Annotated in this window: 23 protein-coding genes; 8 read left to right on the forward strand and 15 right to left on the reverse strand. The window is 53.0% G+C overall.

Translation table 11 applies throughout. From position 1 onward, the window contains the following. Positions 1-95: 95 nt before the first annotated feature. From AC27IT_RS07500 to AC27IT_RS07510, 3 genes are all read right to left on the reverse strand, one after another. Entirely contained in the window at positions 96-842 is a 747-nt protein-coding gene (locus AC27IT_RS07500; protein ID WP_005832914.1) for an HIRAN domain-containing protein, read from the reverse strand. Then, a complete protein-coding gene (locus AC27IT_RS07505; protein WP_487091702.1) occupies positions 832-1,797 on the reverse strand; it encodes a HipA domain-containing protein in 966 nt (321 codons plus the stop codon). Before AC27IT_RS07505 ends, AC27IT_RS07500 begins: the two co-directional genes overlap by 11 nt. A gap of 187 nt (positions 1,798-1,984) precedes the next feature. Further along, the gene (locus AC27IT_RS07510; RefSeq protein WP_007785077.1) at positions 1,985-3,520 is read right to left on the reverse strand and encodes a fumarate hydratase; all 1,536 of its coding nucleotides are present in this window, start codon (positions 3,518-3,520) and stop codon (positions 1,985-1,987) included. A 179-nt stretch (positions 3,521-3,699) separates the two neighbouring features. Here AC27IT_RS07510 and AC27IT_RS07515 point away from each other — a divergent pair, with 179 nt between their 5' ends. The 3 genes from AC27IT_RS07515 (at position 3,700) to AC27IT_RS07525 (ending at position 7,230) form a co-directional block, all read left to right on the forward strand. Further along, positions 3,700-5,646, forward strand: coding sequence for a beta-propeller domain-containing protein (locus AC27IT_RS07515; protein WP_007785074.1), 1,947 nt, complete (start codon positions 3,700-3,702; stop codon positions 5,644-5,646). An 80-nt stretch (positions 5,647-5,726) separates the two neighbouring features. Then, entirely contained in the window at positions 5,727-6,413 is a 687-nt protein-coding gene (locus tag AC27IT_RS07520; RefSeq protein WP_025848549.1) for a tetratricopeptide repeat protein, read from the forward strand. 199 nt (positions 6,414-6,612) lie between these two features. Then, a complete protein-coding gene (locus AC27IT_RS07525; protein ID WP_327944960.1) occupies positions 6,613-7,230 on the forward strand; it encodes a SurA N-terminal domain-containing protein in 618 nt (205 codons plus the stop codon). An 89-nt stretch (positions 7,231-7,319) separates the two neighbouring features. Here the strand turns inward: AC27IT_RS07525 and AC27IT_RS07530 are convergent, their stop codons facing one another. The 6 genes from AC27IT_RS07530 to AC27IT_RS07555 form a co-directional block, all read right to left on the reverse strand. Then, on the reverse strand, positions 7,320-8,009 hold the full coding sequence (locus tag AC27IT_RS07530) for an MBL fold metallo-hydrolase (RefSeq protein ID WP_005832924.1): 690 nt from the start codon (positions 8,007-8,009) through the stop codon (positions 7,320-7,322). A gap of 93 nt (positions 8,010-8,102) precedes the next feature. Beyond that, positions 8,103-8,894 (reverse strand): ABC transporter ATP-binding protein, encoded by a 792-nt coding sequence (locus AC27IT_RS07535; RefSeq protein WP_005832926.1) that lies wholly within the window; start codon positions 8,892-8,894, stop codon positions 8,103-8,105. Positions 8,895-9,066: 172 nt separating this feature from the next. Next, entirely contained in the window at positions 9,067-9,504 is a 438-nt protein-coding gene (locus AC27IT_RS07540; RefSeq protein WP_005832928.1) for a hypothetical protein, read from the reverse strand. Next, complete coding sequence (locus AC27IT_RS07545; RefSeq protein ID WP_005832930.1) at positions 9,501-10,331, reverse strand: DUF3100 domain-containing protein; 831 nt, start codon at positions 10,329-10,331, stop codon at positions 9,501-9,503. The genes AC27IT_RS07540 and AC27IT_RS07545 overlap by 4 nt, the downstream gene beginning before the upstream one ends. 33 nt (positions 10,332-10,364) lie before the next feature. After that, positions 10,365-11,540 (reverse strand): amidohydrolase, encoded by a 1,176-nt coding sequence (locus tag AC27IT_RS07550; protein WP_025848543.1) that lies wholly within the window; start codon positions 11,538-11,540, stop codon positions 10,365-10,367. A gap of 271 nt (positions 11,541-11,811) precedes the next feature. Beyond that, positions 11,812-12,294 carry a hypothetical protein gene (locus AC27IT_RS07555; protein ID WP_025848541.1) on the reverse strand — a complete coding sequence of 161 codons (483 nt, stop codon included), beginning with the start codon at positions 12,292-12,294 and terminating at the stop codon, positions 11,812-11,814. A 312-nt stretch (positions 12,295-12,606) separates the two neighbouring features. Here AC27IT_RS07555 and uvsE point away from each other — a divergent pair, with 312 nt between their 5' ends. The 5 genes from uvsE to AC27IT_RS07580 all read left to right on the forward strand — a co-directional run bounded on the left by uvsE (position 12,607) and on the right by AC27IT_RS07580 (position 16,868). Then, positions 12,607-13,539 (forward strand): UV DNA damage repair endonuclease UvsE, encoded by a 933-nt coding sequence (gene uvsE / locus AC27IT_RS07560; RefSeq protein ID WP_221842765.1) that lies wholly within the window; start codon positions 12,607-12,609, stop codon positions 13,537-13,539. 347 nt (positions 13,540-13,886) lie between these two features. Then, on the forward strand, positions 13,887-14,060 hold the full coding sequence (locus AC27IT_RS07565) for a hypothetical protein (RefSeq protein ID WP_155808674.1): 174 nt from the start codon (positions 13,887-13,889) through the stop codon (positions 14,058-14,060). Further along, complete coding sequence (locus tag AC27IT_RS07570; protein ID WP_235694771.1) at positions 14,061-14,504, forward strand: hypothetical protein; 444 nt, start codon at positions 14,061-14,063, stop codon at positions 14,502-14,504. Positions 14,505-14,828: 324 nt separating this feature from the next. Next, positions 14,829-16,337: a histidine ammonia-lyase gene (gene hutH, locus AC27IT_RS07575; RefSeq protein ID WP_487091703.1), complete on the forward strand. Its 1,509-nt coding sequence runs from the start codon at positions 14,829-14,831 to the stop codon at positions 16,335-16,337. A gap of 102 nt (positions 16,338-16,439) precedes the next feature. Beyond that, entirely contained in the window at positions 16,440-16,868 is a 429-nt protein-coding gene (locus AC27IT_RS07580) for a thiol-disulfide oxidoreductase DCC family protein (protein WP_005828022.1), read from the forward strand. A 106-nt stretch (positions 16,869-16,974) separates the two neighbouring features. Here AC27IT_RS07580 and AC27IT_RS07585 read toward each other — a convergent pair whose 3' ends face one another. The 6 genes from AC27IT_RS07585 to AC27IT_RS07610 all read right to left on the reverse strand — a co-directional run bounded on the left by AC27IT_RS07585 (position 16,975) and on the right by AC27IT_RS07610 (position 20,857). Beyond that, complete coding sequence (locus AC27IT_RS07585; RefSeq protein WP_026557012.1) at positions 16,975-17,895, reverse strand: aldo/keto reductase; 921 nt, start codon at positions 17,893-17,895, stop codon at positions 16,975-16,977. A gap of 75 nt (positions 17,896-17,970) precedes the next feature. After that, entirely contained in the window at positions 17,971-18,480 is a 510-nt protein-coding gene (locus AC27IT_RS07590) for an acyl-CoA thioesterase (RefSeq protein WP_025848534.1), read from the reverse strand. A gap of 67 nt (positions 18,481-18,547) precedes the next feature. Then, positions 18,548-19,321, reverse strand: a complete 774-nt coding sequence (locus AC27IT_RS07595; RefSeq protein ID WP_429775949.1) for a DUF3109 family protein — start codon at positions 19,319-19,321, stop codon at positions 18,548-18,550. Further along, the gene (locus AC27IT_RS07600; RefSeq protein ID WP_007785058.1) at positions 19,318-19,641 is read right to left on the reverse strand and encodes a hypothetical protein; all 324 of its coding nucleotides are present in this window, start codon (positions 19,639-19,641) and stop codon (positions 19,318-19,320) included. The genes AC27IT_RS07595 and AC27IT_RS07600 overlap by 4 nt, the downstream gene beginning before the upstream one ends. A gap of 105 nt (positions 19,642-19,746) precedes the next feature. After that, a complete protein-coding gene (locus AC27IT_RS07605) occupies positions 19,747-20,031 on the reverse strand; it encodes a 4a-hydroxytetrahydrobiopterin dehydratase (protein WP_005828012.1) in 285 nt (94 codons plus the stop codon). 88 nt (positions 20,032-20,119) lie between these two features. After that, complete coding sequence (locus tag AC27IT_RS07610; protein ID WP_487091704.1) at positions 20,120-20,857, reverse strand: class I SAM-dependent methyltransferase; 738 nt, start codon at positions 20,855-20,857, stop codon at positions 20,120-20,122. Between the last annotated feature and the right edge of the window lie 116 nt (positions 20,858-20,973).

The raw sequence follows: 20,973 nt of genomic DNA on the forward strand, positions 1-20,973 counted from the left end.
TTGCAAAGATAGGTAAACACCCAGTATATTCGCCGTTGCAGGCGCGCAGCGGCAAGGCGCCCAAGAATGCTTAGGAGTGAGAATGAACAACAGTGCTAATCATGATACTCAATTAAATACTGCAAATCTGTTTCCCTTTCGATTATTTCCCTTTCAATATCTTCGGTATAAATAAGCACATGTGGTCGGTTATCTTCTTTTCCTAAGTGGTAAACTTTTGAATAAACACTGATTTTTTGTTTCAACAACCGATAAAAAAGCAGATTAAACGGTCTTGGTATGTACCCCACTCGTTCATAATGATTTTCTTGGTCAATAAATTCAACTGCAGACGAATCTTCAGGATTAACATCGTCTATTCTGACAATAAACTCAATGTTCTCCTTCTGTTGAAAATCCCTGTTCTTAGATTTTGTATATGACCAGCCTGCAACCTCACAACTAAATAAAACATAATTCTTTTCATAAACAATTGGTTCCATGAACGTTAACGAGTCCGTTGCCAATTTCCCTTTTGTTACACATAAGTAATCCCAATACACATCATCAGAACCCTGCAAATCATTATCAGACAAAAATTTTTGAAAATCATTTCGTTTCGTGTTAGGAAGTCTTCTTTCAAAAACGGAAAACAATTTCTTGCTTTCATAGACTGACTCGATATCACTAATCCCGATAAACGGAATGAAACCTTCCGCCTTTGCCTCTTCAACGACTGAAATGTTATAAGAAAACACGTACAGACCGCTATCAAGCCTTTTTTGCAGTACTCCTACTGGGAAATTTCTCCCTGAAACTGGACTTTTCCAGTTTAGAAGTAATTTACTAAAACTAATTTTCATGGCTAAACTCCCTTAACATATAGTCTCGACGAGTTATTAACAAGCGTATAACGAATTGCTTTTGAAGGTCAGTCATAACTACGTCCGGTACTTTTTCAAGCAATTGGATTATCAAATTATCAGAAAGTTGTTCAATACGCGACACATATTTACTAATTTCAGGGGTACATTCCCTGATTTTTTGAAACAACGAAAAAATATTCAATTTCTCATGCTGTTGAATGTTTCCCCATTTGATTAAAGAACTTGATTTCCTTCCAAATAAGTATGCATCAAACATTTGTTTATCCCGCATCATTAGCATGATTTTATGTTGAGGTAACTCTCTTCCTAAACTAGAAGAATTATCGTAAAAAGGAGAAAACCGTATCTCGTTTGTTTTTTCATTTCTTATGATTCCAAAATTATCTTGATGTCGATCTGTGTTCCCTATTAAAGTGTCAAAAACCATCATTTTATACAGTTCTTCTATAAAATTGTATTTACGAAAAATTTTCTCTAATAACTCATAGCTGTAAACTTCAAACTCTCCCCGTAAAATGTCCCGATTGTATGTAAAATCATATTCCATGATCATATCTGCACCTTCAACTAAACTCTCCTCCCCTTCAACAAGAAAGGAATGACAAAGTGCTCCGTAAATCATTCCCGAATCCAACTTCGAAATATCTAGCCCATAATGCCCTACGATTTCGTCGTCAGCCGCAACACAAGCTATGTCTACAGTATGTGTGCTAAAACCCAGAATTTTGCCTATTTCGGAAGCAATTTTTTCAGCCCACATTTCCCCAGTAGATTCTCCTTCTATTTTCCATGTACTACTTGTCAGCGAAACAGGAAGCTTGAATAAGCCTAGCTTAAAACTCTCAGGAAATCTGTACCATCTCTTTTCTTTTGATCCCGAAACGTATAGATCTTCGAAGGGCCACCCTGAAATATTTAAGATTGGGTACATATGGCAATCTCCTTAACAATAATCTATGCTGATTATATCAAATAGCACATGTTTAATGCTAAAAGCTATTACTGCTTTTTCATGACCACAGGACAAGGGTTATTGCTTGAATGACTCGTTTACAGCTCAAAAGCCTCTGGCATCATATAATGTCAGAGGCTTTTGCGTTATTTCTATACGGTTTCCCTTATTTGAATACCGGCTCGGCAAACTGAGCCAATTTTTCCAGGGACGATTTCTCGACATCGGCATGCAAGCTGTTGCCGTGGGAGTCCATCGTCACGATGGCGGCGAAGCCTTTTACGCGCAAATGCCACATCGCTTCGGGAATACCGAACTCCAGGAAGTCCACGCCTTCGACTTTTTCCAGGCACTCTGCATAGTACTGAGCCGCGCCACCGATTGCATTCAGGTAGACAGCACCGTGCTCGTTCAACGCTTTCAACGTTTTTGCGCCCATTCCGCCTTTTCCGATAACGGCACGGATTCCGAATTTCTTGATAATGTCGCCCTGGTACGGTTCCTCGCGGATGGAAGTCGTCGGTCCAGCCGCTTTTACATGCCACTCGCCCGCTTCATCCTTCAGCATGACCGGACCGCAATGGTAGATGATCCCCCCATTGAGGTCCACAGGACAGTCGTGATCCATCAGGTAGCTGTGCAGGGCATCGCGTCCGGTGTGCATTTCGCCGTTGATGATGACGACGTCGCCCACTTTCAGGCTGCGGATTTGCTCTTCCGTAATGGGCGCTTCGAGCACTACCTCGCGACGGCTTTCGCCTTCTTCGCTTGCGGCTGCGGTCGGAGCCAAATCCATGGCGACTTCCTCGTCCTTGTACAAGTAACGGAGAATTTCGCCTGTTTCGGCGTTCAGACGCACACCTTGACGGCGGAACGCCCAGCAGTTGTAGGCAACGGAAACGAAAAAGCTTGCGGGCAGGCGATTTTCCACGCCCACTTTACAGCCGAGCAAGGTCGAGTTTCCGCCGAAGCCCATCGTCCCGATTCCCAGTTGGTTCGCTGTTTCCATAATGTAGTTTTCCAGCGCGGCCAGGTCCGGGTTCGGATTGACATCGTCCACAGGGCGGAACAGTTGATGCTTCGCCAGCGCATAGCCGGAGGTGCGGTCGCCACCGATGCCTACGCCGATGAAGCCGGCGCTACAGCCTTGTCCTTGTGCCTGGTAGACCGCATGCAAAATGCATTTGCGCACGCCATCCAGGTTGCGGCCCGCTTTGCCCAGACCTTCCAGCTCACAGGGCAGGGAGTATTGAATGTTCTTGTTCTCACAGCCGCCGCCTTTTAGGATCAGCTTGATTTCGATTTCATCCTCTTCCCATTGCTCGAAGTGAATGACCGGAGTACCTGGCCCCAGGTTGTCCCCGCTGTTTGCCCCTGTCAAGGAGTCAACGGAGTTGGGACGCAGCTTGCCTGTTTTCGTCGCCTCTACAATCGCTTCCTTGATCGCTTTTTTGATCGTGAGCTGGTTGACGCCAACCGGAGTTTTGACCTCAAAGGTCGGCATCCCCGTATCTTGGCAGATCGGAGAGACGTTTTCCTCGGCCATCACGACGTTTTGCGCGATGGTGGACAAGGACAGCGCAGCACGAGTGCCCAAATCTTCTTTCAGTTTTGCTGCATTGACGGCGCGACGCACGTCTGGCGGCAAGTTTGTTGACGTATCCGTGATGAGTTCCAGAATGCTTTGCTTCAAGTTTTCCATCTATGACGCCCCTTTTGACGTAAGTGTGAATGGTAGCTTAAACCGCCTATTATTATAGCACACGCTCTCCCCCCTGTCCGTAGATTGCTGACCAAAGACAATGTGAAACGTTAAAGCAGCATTCTGCGTCTTATAACTGAATGCACATCCTGCCAAGATCGAGATGCGAGGGGATCGAGATGAAGAAAAAAGCAGCGGGACTTATCGTTACGGCCGTCGTGCTGTGCGCTCTGCCGTTTTTGCTTCCGCCAGGCTCGCTCAACGAGCCGACTGTCACAGCCTCAGAGCAAGACGGATTGCCTGTCGTCGGTTCCTACGGGCAATTCAAGAAGCTGCTGAAAAAGGCGAAAACCAACTACGTCGTGGCAGAAGCCGAGTTGAGCATGCCCGCAGCGGCTGCTGTCCTTGAAGCGAGGGATTCCGGCAAAAGCGCAGCAGCCCCGGATTTTTCTGCGACGAACACGCAGGTGCAAGGCGTCGATGAAGCCGACATCGTCAAGACGGATGGCACCTACCTGTACCAGTCGACGAGTCGCGAAGTGCGCATCGTCAAAGCGTACCCGGCCTCGGAGATGCGCATGACGAGCCGGATCAGCTATGAGGACGGCCTGTTCACGCCGCTGGAGATGTTCGTCGACGACAAAAAACTCATCGTCATCGGCCAGGCGAACAGCAGCGTCGAGTTGGCTCCTTTGCCCGCTTCGAAGCGCGCTATCCCGTATTACCGCCACAACCAGCTTGTCAAAGCGCTCGTCTACGACATCCAAGACAAAGCGCAACCGCGGCTCATCAGACAACTGGAAGTGGAAGGCCAGTATTTATCGTCCCGCAAAATCGGTTCCAGCCTGTATTTGACGGCCAATCACTACATCGACACTTACCGGATTTTGCAGGAAAAAACGGAGCTGCCTGGCCCTGCCTATCGCGACAGTGCCTTCGGCGAGCAGTATCAAACCGTTCCGTACAGCGACATCCGCTATTTTCCGGAAAGCTTGCAGCCGAACTACCTGATGGTGGCAGGCGTCAATCTCGACGAGCCTAAACAAAAGCTGTCGCTTTCCACTTATTTGGGCGCAGGGGAAAACATTTACGCCTCCCCGACCAATCTGTACGTAGCGGTAACCGAGCATAAAGCGGAGCCGATCAAGCTGAAGCAAGGCGAGTCACTTGCCCCTTCGTTTGCCCCCCCGCCGCTTGCGACGGACACGACGATCTACCGCTTCGGCATGAACGACGGCAAGATCGCCTTTTCGGCAAAAGGCAGCGTGCCGGGCCAGATTCTCAACCAGTTTTCCCTGGACGAACACGACGGCTACTTGCGGATCGCGACGACGAGCGGAAACATGTGGCGCACCGATTCCGGCACTTCGCAAAACAACGTGTACGTCCTTGACAGCACGCTCGGAATCCACGGCAAGCTGGAAGGCATCGCTCCGACCGAACGTATCTACTCCGTCCGCTTCATGGGGAAACGCGCCTACATGGTGACGTTCCGCAACGTAGACCCTCTGTTCGTGCTCGATTTGGCAAAGCCTGCTGCCCCGCGTATTTTGGGAGCGCTGAAAATTCCGGGCTACAGCGATTACCTCCATCCGTATGACGAGAACCACATCATCGGATTCGGCAAGGAAGCAGAGTCAGACAAGGACATGGCTTTTTACCAGGGCATGAAAATCGCGCTGTTCGACGTCAGCGACGTGACCAAGCCGAAAGAAAAGTTCAAAACCGTCATCGGCGACCGCGGAACAGACTCCGAGCTGTTGCGCAACCATAAAGCTTTGTTGTTTTCCAAGGAAAAAGGGCTGCTCGCCTTCCCGGTCACCGTCTACGAATGGACCGAGGAACAAAAGGCGAAGCAGGACATTCGCGGCTACGGCCACTTCACGTTCCAGGGCGCGTACGTCTACCGGCTCGATCTGGAAAAAGGCTTTACGTTGACGGACAAAATTACACATCTGGAGCAAGCAGACAGAGACAAGGCAGGGGAAGGCTGGTACGAAAGCACAAAAAACATCAAGCGAATCCTGACGATTGACCAGACGCTCTACACCGTTTCCGACGACTTCGTCAAAGCCCAGCCGCTTCAAGGGCCGAAAGCTGTAAAGACTTTGCCATTGACGAAATAAAGGGAATGGTCTGTCACGCGGACAGGTTCTGTGCTAAGATGGGGGAATAGAGGCAGCGCAAAAAGAGAGGGTGTCATTACGTGGAGTATTTGAGTCTTAATCTGACTTCAACACTGGCGGGATTAGCTGCCGTGCTGCTGGTCATGTTCATTCGCCTGCACTGGCCCTTCCGTTTTCAATATATGGCGAATCTGTACAAGCGCCGATTGGATGTACGGCTTAGCTGGTTGGAGGCATCCTACCGAAAAAACCGTTCGCGTGCGGTAGCCATGCTCGATAAATCGACACACGAAATCATGATCGGCAATTACGAACTGGCTGAAAAGTACATTGTTTCGGGCATCAACGTCTGCAAGGAACGCCCTTCTCTGTTCAATCAGGCCATGATTCACTACCTGTTTTACAACCTGGCGATCGTCTACTACTCGTCCGGCCGTTACAACGAATCGCTGGAAGTCGCTTTCCGCATTTACCAGCGCGACCAAGGGATGACGGATTCGCTCGCGCTCATCGCCTGCTCGCACGCTCGACTGGGCGAAATCGAAAGCGCACTCGAAGCTTATCAACTGATTGCCACCAAGCGCTCTGCCAAGGAGTGGAAGCTGTTTTGCCTCGCTGAAATCGAAGCGGCCAAGGGCAACTACGAGCACGCCTTGACCTATCTCCGCCAGTTGCTGAACAAATCGGCCAGCTCTTTGCACTTCAACCGCTCCGAGCTGGAAAAACGCCTGGAGGAATGGCAAAAGGCTTCGACTCACGTCAGCTAAATATCCGCCTGCTTTCCAATCCAAATGACACCGCACATGATTTTTCTGGTGTGCGGTTTATTATTGCCGCCTGCTTCCAGAAAACGGGCATATCGGGCAGGAAAATGTGGCATTCTCGTAAAAGCCGTTCCATTTTTCTTCCGTATCGCTGCTCTATACTATTTCAACAGATGTAGGCCAGAAAGAGAGGTTTCTTGAAATGAAAAAGTTTGACATTTCCATCCTGACAGTCGCCGTCCTCCTGACAGGACTGGCTGTGATCGGCGTATCGCAGGCAAAAGATTCTGCCGCCGCCCATACAAGTGCAGTCGCGACAGTCGGCAACACCGCGATCTCGCAAACCGCGCTCTATGAGCAGATGAAAAAAGAGGCTGGCGCCAAAGTCGTGACCGACCTGATTGCCATTGAACTGTGCAAGCAGGAAGCCGCCGCCCAAGGCATCAAAGTGACCGAGCAGGAGATTGACGCGAAGATCAATCCGATCAAGGATAAATTGAAAACACCGGAGAAGTTCCAGGAGTATTTGCAGGAACGAAAAATGAATGAAAAAGAGCTCCGCGAGCGGTTCGGCATGCTCCTTTTGCGCGACAAAGTGTTTGAAAAGGCATTCCCGGTAACAGAGGAGCAAATCAAGGAGTACTACGAGAAAAATAAAGAAAAGCTCGGAAAAACGTATGAAGAAGCTCGTCCCGAGATCGCCGAGAAGCTGCTAGAGCGCAACAGACGCAAGCACTCGGACGAGTGGCTGGAGCAAATGAAGAAAAAGTACAACGTCCAGATCATGGACCCGGTTCTGGTGGAGCAAGCAAAGGAATAATCGCGCTTGATTCACCCGCACGCGTAATGCCAAAAGACTTGTGTCGCCCGTTTTTCCGGTGCACAAGTCTTTTCTTTTGCAGAAAAAAGTTACGGACGTAAAATCGCGATCAGCTCCTGCAAAAAGTCGGGGATGTCGCCTTGCAGGATGGGACCGTGTCCCGTCGCCAAAAATTCGATCGGCCAGTCAAGCAACGCTTCCAGCCCCTCCACGTACTCCGGGACGCGATCAGGCTCGTCGATGGCCCAGCTTTTTATATGCGCCTTGTACGCCGCCCGGCACTCGCTTTCTTTTCCGACGATCTGACCCAGCTCGGCTTTATCAAAGCAGATGTGGTCGCCGACAAAACAAATTTTGCTCTGCGGGTCGAAAAACGCCACGGACCCTTCCGTATGAAAGGACAATTGCCGAAAACGCAACGACGGTAGATCTCCGCCGCTCCCCGTGAAGGTGTGCCCGAACAGCGTCTGAGAGAAATCGTCCAGCTCGTAGTAATCGTCGAGATGAATCCAGTTGTTTCGGGAAGGAAACATGTCGGCATTCCCGATATGGTCCGCGTGCCGATGGGTAAAGTAAACGTATTCAATCCGCTCCGGCTTGGCACCGATTCCCTCCAGCGCCTGCTGAAAGTACGTCCGCTGCTTGCGCAAGTGGGAATCGATAACAGCAAACGATTCACCTTGTTTGACCACGTAGCTGTTCACGTAGCTCTGCCACGCATCCTCGTAGGTGATGATCGCCCAGGTGGAGTCTGTGATTGGTGCAATCACGTTGTTCATGCCTCCATCTCTCCTCTCCTCCCAGTTTCTATTCATACTGTTATTATACACAATGTTACACGACCTTGCCGACTCTTGCCAAAAGATCGGCTGTTAAAGCACCGATGCCGCTTCCCCGAGGCTGACCCAGGAGCGTCCCTGCGACCGCGCAATGTTGACCGGAACCCCAAAAAAGCGGGTCAATCCGTCTGCCGTCAGCACCTCGTCCGTTTTTCCCGCCCGCTCGACCTCCCCCGCCTTCAACAGCAGCGTGTGGGTAAAGCACGGCAAAATTTCCTCGATATGATGAGTGACGTACAGCAATGTCGGCCCGTCCGGCTGCTTGGCAATTTGCTCGATCATCGACAAAAGCTGCTCTCGTGCCAGCAAATCCAGTCCCGTACATGGCTCGTCCAAAATGAGCAGCCGGGGGGACGCCATCAACGCCCGCGCAATCAGCACCTTTTGCCGCTCTCCTTGCGAAAGCGCTCCGAACGGCCTGTCCCGCAGCTCCGTGCAGCCGAATGTTTCGAGCAGTTCGGACGCTTTTTGCACATCTTTCTCCGCCGGAACCGCGTACAGGCCAATCGTCGCTTCTCTCCCGCTCAAAATGACGCGAAAGGCCGTCTCGTGCTCGTGAAGCTGTGCGATCAAAGCCGTGCTGACCCAGCCGATCGATTTTCTTACTTCGCGCAAATCGACCGTTCCGTACACATTTCCGAGGACGCTGACCTGCCCCTTTGTCGGCCAAGTGTAGCCACAGATGATTTTCAGCAGGCTCGTTTTGCCGGAGCCGTTCAGTCCGACCAGGCACCAGTGCTCGTTTTCTTGCACCTGCCAGTTAACGTCGCGCAAAATGACCGTTTCGTCTCTTTGCCACATGACTTGGTTCACATCAATAATCATTTGCTCTCTCCACTCCTGTCTTACTTTGTCGGAAGCCGTAATCTTTCTGATTATTAAGAGTATAACTGTCCATTCCTGATCGATCAATTCTTTTGTACACCCGGAGGCGATGCGAAAAAACCTTCGCGGCAAGTTGCGAGCCACGAAGGTTTGTTTCGCTAATGCGGATTGCTTAAAACTTTCCTTGAATCTTGAACACGATCTCCGCGAACAAGGTTGCGAACAGGAACGTCCCTGTGAAAACGACGAGGGATACGACTACGATCCGCCAGCTCAACTGCTTGAACAGATGAATGTCTTTTCCAAGCGACAGACCGGCGTATGCGAGAATCGGTGTCGCGAGCGCCAGCAGGTTGATTTTGGCAATCGATGCTGCCGTGTACTCGCTTCCTGGGAAGAAAGGAGAAGTAGCCAACATGGCAAACAGAGAAATCCAGACAATCACCGGGGATTTGAACGGCAAAATTTTCGTAAAGCCCATCCCGATCAAGGTGATGACCGCGAGAAGCACAATGCCTGGCAACGATTCCATGATCGGCACGCCATAGCCGATCCAGTTACCGATGAGTGAGATTGCGCCAATGATGAGAATCGTCAAAATTTGATTCATGCGCTTCTTTTCCCCCCTTCTGTGTCAGAAGAAGCGTTTTTGCGGCCGATGATCGGCTCCAGCCATGCGTACAGCCGCTGCGTGAGCGGCAAGGAGACGAAAATGCATACATAGGTACCGATAATGCTCATCATCAAGTTCGCCGCCCCCGAGTAGAAGGCGATGTCTTTTTGCGCTTCCGGGAAAATTACGGCGAGCGAGCCTGTCGCTGCCGCCATCATGCTCCCTGAACCAACCGCTGCGCCCATCGCGAGCGAAATCGGATGGAACAGTCCGCTGCTGCCGAGGATACTTGCGAGCAACGACATGAAAATCGCGCCAAACAAAGTACCGCAAATGTAAACGCCCAGTGCGCCGCGCGCTTCCGGCGAGCTTGCCCCGAACTTGTCCACGATAATCGCCAGGTTAGGCTCGCGGTCGAGGGAATAGGTAGCCCCGATTGATTCGCGCTTCAGACCGAGCAAAAGCGCCACTGGCAAGCCCAAAATGATCGTTCCGACGATGTGGCCTACCTCCTGGACGAGCAGCGATACGCCCGCTCCAAACAGCTTGGGCAGCTCTGGACCAATGTTGGCGCCGAGCTTACATACGAAGATCAGAAAAGAAACGCCCAAAATGTTTGCCGCGACATTCATATCTTTTTCTTTCAAAAACTTGAATGAAGGCCAGCTAATGACACCGCCGATAACGAGTGCGTACAGCATCGGGAACAAGGCGATGACGCCGATGCCGATATTGATTTTTTTCGTGCCGATAAACTCTGTCAAGGCTACCAGTACAAGCACCAGGAAATGCAGCTTGTACACATTCACGCGTCCCTCAGTCATAAGGATCCCCCTGTTCGGTCTTGTTTCTGTCTGCTATTCGATGACTACCTTTTGCGCTGCCCGAACGAACAATTCGACGCCGCGAGCCAATGCGTCTTCATCAAAATCAAAGCGTGGGTGGTGATGCGGGTAAACAAAGCCTTTCTCCGGATTGCCCGCTCCCAACTGGATGAAGCAGCCTGGCGCCTTTTTCAAGTATTCGGAGAAATCCTCGCCCGGCATCAGCGGGTCGATGTACATAATGTCTTCCTCGCCCCAGCGCTCGCGAATGATGTCCTCCATCAGCCTGGTCACTTGCTCGTCGTTGACGACGGAGGTGTAGCCGTGAGAGAACGAGAACTCGTAGCCGGCCCCATGTGCTTCGGTAATCCCTTTGACAATCCGCTCAATCCAGACCGGCAGATTTTCGCGAATTGTCGCGTTAAAGCAGCGGGTCGAGCCTGTCAGCGTCAGCGTATCTGGAATGATGTTGTAGGCCGTGCCTGCGTTCAACATCGTCACGGAGAGGACGACCTTGTCCAACGCGCTGACATTGCGGGAGACGATTTGCTGCAAAGCGGTGATGACTTGCGCGCCGATGACGACCGGATCGATCGCCGACTCCGGCTGGGAGGAGTGTCCGCCCTTGCCCTGGATTTTCACATCAAAACGGTCTGTGGAAGAGGTGAGCGCCCCGTATAAAACTCCGAATTTTCCGACTGGCATGTAAGAAGCGAGGTGAATCCCGATAATCGAATCCAGACCGTCCGCCGCTCCTGCCCGGACAATCTCGACCGCGCCGCCCGGCGGAAGCTCCTCTGCGTGCTGGAAGAAAAATCGCACTTCCCCTTTGATGCGGTCTTTGTACTGCGACAATATTTTCGCCGCCCCAAGCAGCATCGCGGTGTGCCCGTCGTGCCCGCAAGCGTGCATCACGCCCGCTTTGCCGGATGCGTAAGGCACATCGTTTTCTTCGTGAATCGGCAGGGCGTCCATGTCGGCGCGCATGCCGAGCACTTTTCCCGGCTGGGAGCCGATCAGGCGAGCAACCACGCTCGTTTTCGTCGGACGGGACAATTCCAATTTTCCGAAAGATTGCAATTTTTCATACACATATTGAGACGTCTGTTCTTCTTCAAACGACAGTTCGGGATGCTGGTGCAAATGTCTGCGCCAGGCAACGACCTGTTCTGCCAATTCGTCCGCCAATCGCTTCGTATCCAAACTCACTGTGTCCACTCCTTTTCTCTCTAGCTTTACGTTCAGTTAAGTTTCATTAAACAAATTGGCTTTCCGTGAATTCTATCACGTGTGAGCCAAAATTACAAATGTCCATTTCAGAAGGACATTTTTTGTCGAATCCACCTCGATCCCTGTCTATTTATTAGTTATTTTAGAATTTTCTATCTATAATGTCCACGTAAAATATACATAAAACGCAATAAAAATTTTTGAACAGCGTCCTTTATGGCTTTTCCGCAGAAAAGCCCTGCCCCGCTTCCTACAAATTGACGGCAAACCACACGTACTTGCCGCCGCTTTGGCCCAGCCACAGTTCACCGTTGCCCACCATCACGCCTTGGGCGTTGACGAACGTCTCACGGACGTTTTGGGCGAGCAAAGCTTCCTTGACCTTCGGTGTGACAATCTCGTCGTACTCCGCGAGGAACTGCTGCTCATTTTGCACGTAGCGGCTGCCCCCGTCCTTGTTTATGCGCAGCGGATACTGGACCATTCTTGCGACTTGTGCTTTGTTCCCGGCCTTCACCGCCTCCTGAAGCTTGTGGAAAAAAGCTTCAAAGGCAACCGGGTCGGTAATGCCTGCCACTTCGTAGCGATTGTGCTCGCTCTCCGCCTGTTGCCGCGCCGCTTGCTGCATCATCTGGCCCGGTTCCGCCGCTTGTCTGGCGAGAGCTGGGGAAGTCAGGTGAAGCAGAACGGTTCCGATGACGAGTAACGTTCTCACGCTTTTGCTTTTGCTCATCACGCTTCGCTCCTTTACGGTTTATCGTTCGTTTCTACCAGTAGCTTTTCTCCGAGGGCTTTGGCTTATGAGTCGCGGCGGCCCGTTGCCCAAGCATTTACCGTGTCGCTGCGGCAATCCATCGCACCTGATGCTTGTCCGTTGCAGGCGGGTGGCCGTACGGAAAGGAAACATGCCGATCGAAAAAGGGTGTACGCAGGCGCCCTGCCTGTTTGCTCAGCTTCATGCGCGCAACTGGGAAGTTTTCATATCACACGCCGCTGCTGTTTTTGGGGATACTACGTGGTGACGACGATCCCAGGGGTGATTTCCTTGATCCGTTTGGGCTATGCCTGCATCAGCGTCAAGCTGAAAAACAATCCGAACAAAAAGACGACCGTTGCGCAAATCAATAAACTGGAGCCGCAGGCGCGCCTGAAAAAGCTGCGGCAAGTGTTGCAGACGAATTTTTTCAACCTGATGGATTTGCTCGCCTACAACGTGGAAAACCGCATTTTTTTGTATCGCCTCCCCTCGGAATTTGTGCCGCTGGCTACGCACCCGGTCGCGGCAGACTGGGACTGGGCCAAAGAATTTTCCTGGGACTTTCAGAAGACAGGCACATTCATCCGCAACAACGGCATTCGCCTGACAGCGCACCCCGGCCACTTCAGCATTTTGAACAGCGACAAGCCATCCGTGGTCGAGGCGGCGATAGCGGATTTTTCGTATCACGCCAAAGTGTTTGATCTGCTTGGATTGGACGACAATTCGGTGCTGGTCACGCATGTCGGCGGTGTGTTCGAGGACAAGGTCACTTCCCTGGAACGATTTGCGGCGAACTTTGAGCGACTGCCCGAGCTGGTCAAGCGGCGACTGGTCGTGGAGAATGACGACACGTCCTTCACCATGCGCGAGGTGTTGGAGCTGTGCGAGCGGATCGGTGTGCCGATGGTGTTCGACATCCATCACCACCATTGCCATTCGGACGGCGAGGAATGGACAGAGTATCTTCCGCGCATCATCCAGACGTGGGGGAAGCGCATCCCGAAAATGCACATGTCCTCGCCGAAATCAGCCAAAGACTTTCGCTCCCATGCGGACAATATCGATCCGGACGAATTTATCGCTTTTGCCAGCGCTCTCGCCGATTACCATGTCGATATTGTGCTGGAATGCAAAAACAAAGACGATGCGCTGCTGACTCTGCGGCAACATCTGAAAAAACGCGGGGTTGAGGTCGAGGCGTTTGCCGCTGCCCCTTGATCGCCCCGGCAGGAAAACCAATTCGCTTTTGCCGCCAGCCAAACAGCCAAAAGGACGCCTACGCGAAAACAGGCGTCCTTTTTTTGCTTGCTCGTTAATCGCAACTGCAACCACAGTCGCAGCCATGTCCGGAGGAGGAGCTTCTATGTCCGTAAGACGATGAGCTGCTGCGTCCGCCAGAGCTGCTGCCCCTATGATGCCAAACTTGGCAACGGTCGTGATAATGCTTCATTCTCCGTTGATGGTGTTTGTAATGTCTGCGGTATTCGCTGTATTTCCGGCGGTGATCCCGGTATTGCTCGCATTTGTGACGGAAATACTGCATCCGGTCCATATGGAAATGGAACTTGAACAAATACAGTTCGATTTCCGAGCCTGGCCGGACGTTTTCCGCTGACGGCGGCCTCATGTTTGGCGAAGCATTTGGTGGACGCCGGTTCGGCATGACGTTCGGCGGCATCGGATTCGGTCTGCGGTTTGGCGGCATTGGGTTGGCTGGCCTCCGATTTGGCGGCATTTGATTGGACGGCATCCGGTTTGGCGGCATCGGATTGGCTGGCATCCGGTTCGGCGGCATCGGGTTAGCTGGCATCCGGTTCGGCGGCATCGGGTTGGCTGGCATCCGGTTTGGCGGCATCGGATTGGACGGCATCGGTTTTGGCGGCATCGGGTTTGGCGTATTCGGCATAATCTGGTTAGGAGATGGCACGTTCGGCCGTTGCGGCATCGGGCGTGCCGGGATGTTGTGCTGCGGATTCTCCGAGCTTTGCGGCGCTTTCGGCTTCGACGGTGACGGTACGTTTGGCGATGGTACGTTAGGAGACGGTACAATCGGTGACGGCAACGGCATTATCGAGGAAGGCGGCTTTGGCATTTCTTTGGGACGCCTTGGGGACGATGGAGGCACAGGCGGCATCTTGCGTCGCTTTTCCACGGAAATGAACACGTCCTTTCTGATGAAATAACACAGTACATGGTATGACATTTATCCCGCTCAAGAAACGACAATCGCCCAGTTTCCAAAAATGGATTGAGCCCGTTTTTTCCACTATAGGGAAGGAGCCGTGCCAATCTTGATCTTGACTGCGCGCTCACTTCCGTTACAATAATACTAATAACGAAAATTATCTGACAGTTGTAGAGCGAAAGTGAGGAAAGACGTATGCGGCCTCCAATCGGGCTTACGCGTTTCATCCAATCACATAGAACCCAGGAGCGAGGGGTTAGGATCTAGTATCCTAACCCCTCGCTCTTTTCGTTCTCTGCTCTGTTAAAGGAGGAAACTATCCATGAATCAGCAAGCAAGCGTCATCCATATGAATGGGAATCGCCTGCGCATTGAAGACGTCGTCCGGATTGCCAGGGACGCTCACCGCATCGAATTGACCCCCGAGGCGCTGGAAAATGTGCGCCGCTCCCGGGCGATGGTCGAAGAGATGCTCCAGGAGCAAAAAGTCGTCTACGGCATCACCACAGGCTTCGGCAAATTTTCCGATGTCATGATTCAGGGCGAAGATGTCAGCAAGCTGCAGGAAAACTTGATTATGAGCCACGCCTGCGGAATGGGAGAGCCTTATCCGGTGGAAGTCGTCCGCGCCATGATGGCGTTGCGAATCAATGCGCTGGCAAAAGGCTATTCCGGCATCCGGGAAGAAACGCTGCTGCACCTGGCCGAGCTGTGCAACCGCGGCGTCCATCCGGTCATTCCCCAGCAAGGCTCGCTCGGCGCCAGCGGCGATTTGGCTCCGCTCGCGCACATGGTCCTCGTCATGCTCGGCAAGGGCGAAGCGATCGTCAATGGACAGCGGATGAGCGGAGAAGCGGCGCTCAAAGCAGTCGGGCTCTCCCCGATTCGCCTGCAGGCCAAAGAAGGTCTGGCCCTGATTAACGGCACGCAGGCGATGACCGCCCTGCTCTGCCTGGCCTTGTACGATTCGCGCGTCGTCCTGGAAAGCGCGGAGCTGATCGCGTCGATGACGATTGAAGCGTTGCGCGGCATACCGAAAGCGTTTGATCCGCAACTGCACCTCGTCCGCCCGCATCCCGGACAGCAGGAATCGGCGAGACGACTGCTCGCGCACCTGTCCGGCAGCGAAAGAACCTCGCAGCAGGGCGAGCTGCGCGTCCAGGACCCTTACAGTCTGCGCTGCCTCCCGCAAGTCCACGGAGCGACACGCGATACGCTGGAATACGTCTGGGCGACGGTCACCCGGGAGTGCAACAGCGTGACCGACAACCCGATCCTGTTCACGGAAACAGGCGATGTCATCTCCGGCGGAAACTTCCACGGGCAGCCGATGGCCTTTGCCGCCGATTTTTTGGCGATCGCCATGGCAGAGCTGGCCAACATCTCCGAGCGCCGCACAGAGCGGCTCGTCAACCCGCAGCTTAGCGGCCTGCCCGGATTTTTGACCGAAAACGGAGGTCTTCATTCCGGTTTTATGATTACGCAATATGTAGCCGCTTCCATCGTCTCGGAAAACAAAGTGCTGTGCCATCCTGCGTCCGTCGATTCCATCCCGTCCTCGGCAAACCAGGAGGACCACGTCAGCATGGGGACAACCGCCGCCCGCAAGCTGCGCACGGTCATTTCCAACGTGACAAAGGTGCTCGCCATCGAATATTTGGCGGCAGCACAGGCGATCGACTTCGGGAATGGAGAGCTGGGCGCAGGCACGAAAAAAGCTTACGAAGAGCTGCGCCGCGTCATTCCCCGTCTGCACGAGGACCGGGAAATGTACCCCGACCTGGTGAAAGCAGAGGAACTGATTCAAAAAGGAGCGCTTGTCATTCTCTAGTTATCCGCGCTGGGAAAGCCCTCCCTTCTCTGCTATGATGAAAGCGAAGGTGGCACGACCGCACGACCATTCGATTCGCTGTAGAGCATGGAGGGCTGCCTGATGAAGCCAGCATCTGAGCCGCTGCAACACCCTGACTATCTTTTGTTGTTCGACGGTGTTTGCCATTTGTGCAACAGCGCCGTTCAATTCATCCTCAAGCGCGATCCTTCCGGCAGCATTCACTTCGCTTCTTTGCAGTCGGAAAAAGCGCAGCAAATTTTGTCCCGCTATTCGTATGCCGAAAGCGGGCTGTCATCTGTCGTCCTGATTGCCCATGGACGCTTATACACCAAGTCAGACGCGATTTTGCGAGTGGCGCGCAAGCTGTCCGGGGCCTGGCCGCTGTGCTACTACCTCGGCCGTCTGTTCCCCCGTCCCGTCCGCGATTTCACCTACGATTGGGTGGCCAAAAACCGTTACCGCTGGTTTGGCAAACAGGAACAGTGCATGCTGCCTACTCCCGAGATCAAGGCTCGCTTTCTGGACTGACTGATCGGTTAGAAAACTTGGCTGCGCCAAACCCTTGGCGACGCCTTTGTGGCACTTATGTACAAAAAAAAGAGGAGCCGGCGCGATCTGTCGGCTCCTCTTTTCGCTATTTGACCCGCGCTTGCGGGTGATCGTCGCTTGCGAAGGCAGCGGCTTTGGCGTTTGCCTCCACCTGTGCCGGGCTTTTGCTGCCCGGGATGACCGTCGTGACGGCCGGGTGCTTCAGGCACCACGCCAGCGCCCACTGCGCCATGTCCACGCCCTCCGGCACTTCGCTTTCCTTGATTTTGGCAACCTCTTCGAGCAGGCGGGCGACGTGCTGCGGATCGTGGCGGTGGCGCACATCGTTTCCGGCGAACACGGCTCCTGGCTTGTATTTTCCGCTCAAATAACCGCTCGCCAGCGGCACGCGTGCGAGCACGCCCAAATCCTGCTCCGCGCACGACGCAAACACCGCTTCCTCCGGCTTGCGATCCAGCCGGTTGTAGACGACCTGGATCGTCTGCGCGTTGACGCGGGAAGCTCCGCCCACCTGATGCATGTTGTCGTTTTTGGCAATCGACAACCCCAGATGGCGAATCTTCCCTGCCTGCACCTGCTTGTCCAGATACGTCCACAGCTCGTCGTTGTCAAACGCTTCGTCTGGCCCGGAATGGAACTGGTACAGGTCGATGTAGTCGGTCTGCAAAGCCCGCAGCGATTTTTCCAGTTGCTCCTGCACAGCGGCAGCCCCGTACTCGTTCGTCCGCGAAAACTTGTCGTGGAAATGGTGGCCGAACTTCGTCGCGATGATCCAATCGGCGCGGCGGCTCTTTTTCAAATAGCCCCCGATCAGCTTCTCGGACAGATGATCGCCGTAGCACTCTGCGGTGTCGATCAGGTTGATCCCCAGCTCGTGCGCCTTGTCCAGAATCTGGTCGACTTCTTGCTGCGAAAAGTCTTGCCCCCACTCTCCGCCAAATTGCCACGTCCCTACGCCAATGACCGAAACAGTCAGTTCCGTTTTCCCTAATCTGCGGTACTTCATTGTCGATTCCTCCTCGCGCCTCTATGTAGAAAAGGCCCTGAGCGAACTGTCGCTCAGGGTGAAACCAAACGAACATCAGATTGTTTTTTCGATGTTTAACTGGCTGACAAACGCTTGCAGGCTGTCTTTCCGTTCCTTGCGCATTTTTTTGCGCTCCTCGGCAGTAGCCATCAACCTTTTCTCTTCCTCGGTTTCCGGAACGATGGCCGGAACCTCGGTAGGATTGCCCGCTTCATCGAGCGCGACAAAAGTCAAAAACGAAGTGGCAGTCAGGACTCGTTCCCCTGTTTGCAGGTTTTCCGAGACGATTTTCACAAAGACCTCCATGGACGTGCGCCCTGTCGAGGAGACAAACGCTTCCAGGCAGATCGAATGCCCCATTTTTACGGGTGCCAAAAAATCGATGGAGTCTATGGAAGCAGTCACGACCGGGCGGCGCGAATGCCGCATGGCAGCGATTGCCGCTACCTCATCTATATAGGCCATCATCGTCCCGCCGAAGATGGTCCCGTGGTAATTCGTATCGGACGGTTGAACCAAGGATGCCTGGATCGTGCGGGATTCTTGTGTAGTCTTGACGTTCATCACTGTTGCTCCTTTGTCAATCATGTTCATGCTCCCCCATCATATCACAAGGCATCCGCTGTTCCAATTACATACTGACAGTTGTCATATGGCTGCGCTCGCGCAGGCGGTCCAGCACGGTATCCGCCTCCTCCTGCAAAAAATAGCGCAGCATCGGCACGTTCCATTCGTAGGCGGGGCGGTAGCCATCGAGCGCGAACCAGTTTTCGTCGATGTGCGCAGCCAGCATCCTGCGCTCCCGGTTCGCGCAGTAAAACTGCTCCAAATAGTCCGTTCCCCAGCGGGAAAAGGACGACGTCTCTTTGGTCACGGCAGTCAACAAAATTTCCTGGCCCGTATCAATCAAATCCAGCGGGTACAACTGGCAACTGAACGGCTTGAGCGGCAGGACATCGTGCCCTGCCTCTTCCGCGTAGGCGTGGATCGCACAGCCGAAGCGGCCGTTGTTTTCCTGATAAAACAGACAGTTGCCATGCCGCATACGAATCGTGCCTGGCAACTGTCCCCGGTCCCACACGCCGTAGCGCTCCCAGTTTTCCCGCTCGCCTGCTGTCTGCAAACGGGCAGCGATCGCCGGAACCTGTTTTTCCAGCAGCGGGATTTGCCATTCCTCGACGGCGTATGGCTGGCCGCCTTCGCAGCAAGTCTCGCGGTGAACCGCCCGGCAATTCCAGCAGTCCAGGTGAAACAAAGCGAGCAGAGCGGGTACGTCCACCATGTACCGCCCTGCCTTTATCATCGCATGCCTGTTTTTTTTCATGTACTTTTCGCAACTGTACACTTCTTTTTCACTCATCGGATCGGGTGTTCCGACGTAGCGATAGGATGGCTTCCTGTTCATTTTTCCAGGACGATCTCCGCTTCCGTACCGAAAATGTTCAGTTTTCCGTCTGCATAGGTGGCGAGATCCACTTCTTCTCCGGGAATTTCCATCAAAATTTCCACGCTTTCCTCGTCCGCTGCCACAAACAGCAGCAACAGGTCTTTTTCGTCAAATTCGTTGTCGGTGAGCTTCACTTCTGTCAGTTGTCCCTGAAACTGCGCGACTTCTTCATCGTCTTCGCTTTCCGTGTCCCATTGCGTAAAAGTGACAGACAGCGTTTGCTTGGCAAACTCGTCCGCAAGCAGGCGCAAAAGCTGTTCGTGCTGTTGAATTTCCATTGTCAATCCCTCCGAAAAAATATCATTACTGCCCATCATAGCAAAGTGCAGCGGAAAAGCCAAAAGAAAAACCGCTTCCCAAACCGAAGCGGCTGTTTCCTGACGCTAGCTTACTTTGCTGATCGTCTGGGCGAGGGCAAAATCTTTGCCCGTCAGCCCTTTTGCCTCGCGGGTCGCGAGCGTAAACGTCACAGTTCCGCCAGACAGGTGAATCTCGACATGCTGACTGTCATGCTCAAGCATTTCCGCCACACGGTTTACAAAGCTCACAGCCGTGGCAAAGTCTCTACAGTGATATGTGCGAGACAGCGCCATCCTGTCTTCTACCAGCTTCCAGCCCGGAACCTTGCTCAAATACAGTTTGACCTGTTCCAAAGACAGCTTGCTCACTCACATCGCCCCCCTTTTGTCCGATGAATCGGTGGTAACACCATCATATTCAGCAGACAGAAAGGTTAGTCACGCTTATCCGCGCTACCTATTGCTTGATCGCGTAAAAAATCATGCGCGGCGATTGACTGGCTATATACGGTTCAAATTGGTAATTGCCGAATACCTGAATTTGTCCGAATCCGGCCAGCTCCAGCATGGCCGTCATCTGTTCCACGGAGAAAAGCCGAACCTGCTCCAAGTACTCCCTCGACTGTGCGGCGGGATCGTCTCGAATCAAAATCCGCTTTTTTACCGCCTCGTCCTCGATCCAGCGCTTCTCCTCGATCAGCATCCCGCTGACCTCTTTGGTGGAGTGCGGGACAAGATGCTGCTTCACGTAGGCGGGGTTCAAATAGTCGATGACGACTTCCCCGTTCACCTTCAATGCCTGCGCCATATTGCGGACGACCTGCGCGTTTTCCTCATCGGACGAAAAATAGCCAAAGCTGGTGAACAGGTTGACTACGATGTCAAATTCGTCCCGATACGGAATATGGCGCATGTCGCAGCGAGCGAAGCTGAGCTGTGGATAGGTGTTCTGCTCTTCCGCAAGCTGCAGCAGCACGGGGGACAGGTCGACACCTACGACTTCGTATCCTCTGCGAGCCAGCGCACGCGAATGCCGCCCGCTCCCACAGCAAAGATCAAGTACGCGCCCCGTGCTCTTTACCGGCAATCGCTCGAGCAGATTGGCGATCTCGCTGTCGGCCGCCGAATCGTCCCGATGCCGATACACAAGTACGTAATCTTCGCGAAAGCTGCGTTCAAACCATTCTTCTGCCATTCCCTAGCTCCTTTAATTCCAAGATGCTCTCATTATACCACAGCGGGGTTTATCCGCAGCCGATTTCCCCCCGCCGAAGTGCACGGAAAACCGCAGGAAGCCTGACCAAAAGCACG

Source organism: Brevibacillus sp. YAE8, assembly GCF_057543335.1.